Source organism: Bartonella raoultii, from assembly GCF_019659805.1.
GTDB lineage: Bacteria > Pseudomonadota > Alphaproteobacteria > Rhizobiales > Rhizobiaceae > Bartonella > Bartonella raoultii.
The window spans coordinates 1-2,583 of sequence record NZ_JAIFRO010000018.1; the positions used below are offsets into that span (position 1 = coordinate 1).

Annotated in this window: 4 protein-coding genes and 1 pseudogene; all 5 read left to right on the top strand. The window is 34.2% G+C overall.

From position 1 onward, the window contains the following. The first annotated feature begins 5 nt into the window (after positions 1–5). A complete protein-coding gene (locus K3248_RS09385) occupies positions 6–152 on the top strand; it encodes a conjugal transfer protein TraD (protein WP_503826675.1) in 147 nt (48 codons plus the stop codon). A 35-nt stretch (positions 153–187) separates the two neighbouring features. After that, positions 188–694 carry an ArdC-like ssDNA-binding domain-containing protein gene (locus K3248_RS08890; RefSeq protein ID WP_246588431.1) on the top strand — a complete coding sequence of 169 codons (507 nt, stop codon included), beginning with the start codon at positions 188–190 and terminating at the stop codon, positions 692–694. Between the two features lie 550 nt (positions 695–1,244). Then, positions 1,245–1,487, top strand: a complete 243-nt coding sequence (locus K3248_RS08895) for a hypothetical protein (RefSeq protein WP_246588433.1) — start codon at positions 1,245–1,247, stop codon at positions 1,485–1,487. Then, a complete protein-coding gene (locus K3248_RS08900) occupies positions 1,414–1,716 on the top strand; it encodes a hypothetical protein (RefSeq protein WP_246588441.1) in 303 nt (100 codons plus the stop codon). Before K3248_RS08895 ends, K3248_RS08900 begins: the two co-directional genes overlap by 74 nt. A gap of 591 nt (positions 1,717–2,307) precedes the next feature. Further along, positions 2,308–2,583 (top strand): annotated as a pseudogene (locus K3248_RS08905) (zincin-like metallopeptidase domain-containing protein); the annotation flags it as partial.

Consider the following 2,583-nt stretch of genomic DNA (forward strand, 5'->3'; position numbering starts at 1 on the left):
TTCCTATACTTTCTTCAGCTGTAAATGATGCTTTTATACCCGGGGTACAAATTCCATTGAGTTTAGAAGAAGCAGAAAGTTATGGGGTTTTTTCAGAAACAGCACTTTCAGAAGAAGACGCTTGGGATTCGTGTGCTACAGATTTTTCTTAAATTAAAAATTCTAATAACGTATAATAGGGGGAGAGATGAGCTTTGAATATGCTAAAACCGTAACAGATTATTTCATCACACAACTTCAACAAGGAATAGCACCATGGCAACAAGCGTTGTCTCCTGGATGTGCGAGGTCTCCTTATAATCCACAAACAGGTAAAAAATATAGCGGTATTAATAGCCTTTGGCTTGCAAGCCAAAAATATACTGATCCACGTTGGCTTACATATCAGCAAGCGAATGAAATGGGTTGTAGAATTAAAAAAGGTATGAAAAGTACAAATATTATTTATTGGAAACAAGATGAGAAGACTTATTTTTATGATGAAGATGGGAAAAAATACGAGACGTTAAAAAACTCTGAACCTCGTATTTTCTTAGCAAAAGTATTTAATGCTGAACAAATTGATGGATTACCTCAATTGAATCCGTCCTATTTTATCAGAGGAAATAAGATATGCACGAGCAGAAGCACTTTAGCTGCATCAGGTGCAAAAATTGATAGTGGTGATAGAAAGCACGCTTTATCGTGGTGGTGATATTGATACTCTTTTACCAGAAACAAAACAATTTGATTCAAAGACTCTTTTATGCCACAGCATTACATGAACTTGACATTGGACAGGACATACTTCAAGGCTTAATCGTGATATGACTATAGGTTCTTTAGGATATGCTAAAGAAAAGCTTAAAACAACTATTGCTTTCTGATTGGGAAGAATTGAGTATAGGTTATGATCCGGTAATAATGTTTCATATGTTTCTTCATGGATTGAAGTTATGCAAAATAATCAAAGAAATTTTAGAGCTGCTTTTGAAGCAGAAAAAATCAAAAATTTTATCATGGGTTAGAAACTATTAAAGTTATTGATGTTGAGAAAGAGCCATCTGTATCTGTTGATTATGATCATAAAGCAGATAACACAGAAAAGATTTTTTAGATGTTCCTTATTCCCAAAAGAAGAAGCAAAAAAATTAGGCTAAGTGGGATAAGATGCAAAATCTTGGTATGTTCCTGCTGGTACAAATTTAGTTGAAAAGGTTTGATCGTTTTCTCATGATAATTCAAAATTAAATACAGTTTTATCCGTGGAACAACATTTAAGGAGCGCTTCATCTGCTGGTTTAATTGTTGAAAATCCACTTATGGATGGAAAATTGCATCGTGTTTCTGTTGAAAATGACAAAAAATCAAAAAGTGGTGCTTATATTGGTTATCCTTCGCTAGGAGGAGGCTATATTCAAAATTTTCGTCGTGGTGAAAAATTTACTGGAAACCAGAAAAAGTTATTTCTTCTTATCTTTAGAAGAAAAAAGATGGCCAGAAGTTAAAGAGCGGCAAGAAATTTTACAAAAAGAGATTGTTGAAAAACAAAATAACACAGCAATGTTAGCTTCTCAAATATGGAAAGCCAGTAAAATAGCAACTCAAGATAATGCATATTGTAAGCTTAAAGGTATAAATCAGACAAGTGATTTAAGAGAGGTTCCAGACGATTTTCCAGAGGATATTAAAAAGCAAGGTGTGAGAGTTGCAAAATCTGTTGAGGAAGCAAAATAATAAAGAAAAGCAATCCTAATATACGCACATTTTTGCAGGAGATTTAATTATTCCACTATGGGATAAAGATAATAATTTAAGTACGCTTCAAATGGTTAATCCTACCTTTAAGTCTTTTATGAAAGATGGAAAAAACATGAGTGTTTTACGATTGTCGGTTCTAATAATGTAGAAATATCCGCTTTAATAATGATTTAGAAAATCCTATCCTTATTGCAGAAGGATATGCACAGCTTCTGCTGTAGCACAAATTACTCATATGCCAGTAGTAGCGGCTTTGATTCTGGAAATTTAAAAGTGTAGGTAGAGTAATGCGTGATAAATATCCAGATCGAGTAATTTTGTTTGTTGCAGATAATGATCATGCTACACAGGAAAAATTACTTTCTAATGGAAAAAAAGGTACCAATGTTGGAATTACGCGGCTTATAATGCGCAGCAGATGTTGGAGGAGGGGTAGTTTATCCGGAATTTAAAAAAGAAGAAAAAGACTTTTCTGATTGGGACGATTACAAAAGAATACATGGTAGTGATAAAGCCAGAAACGCTTTTACATCTAAAATGAAAATTGCCGAAATAGAAGCGAGAGTGATGGCTGAGAGACTCCAAACACTTGCAAATATGCAAGACCAATTCGCTATTGATGACCCAACAACAGCACTTGATGATCAATATGTTTATGAAGAGCGCGATGCCGCTAATCAACTTCGCCAAAGAGCAGCTACCCTTAATGGTCGTAATATTAATTTAGGCGATAAAGCTATGATTTCTCGTGTAAGGTCTCATATCTTACAGGATAGGGAACAAAAACTTTCTCAAAATCCCAATACAGCTTCATATAGAGAAAGAAAAAACCAAGAAAACGAG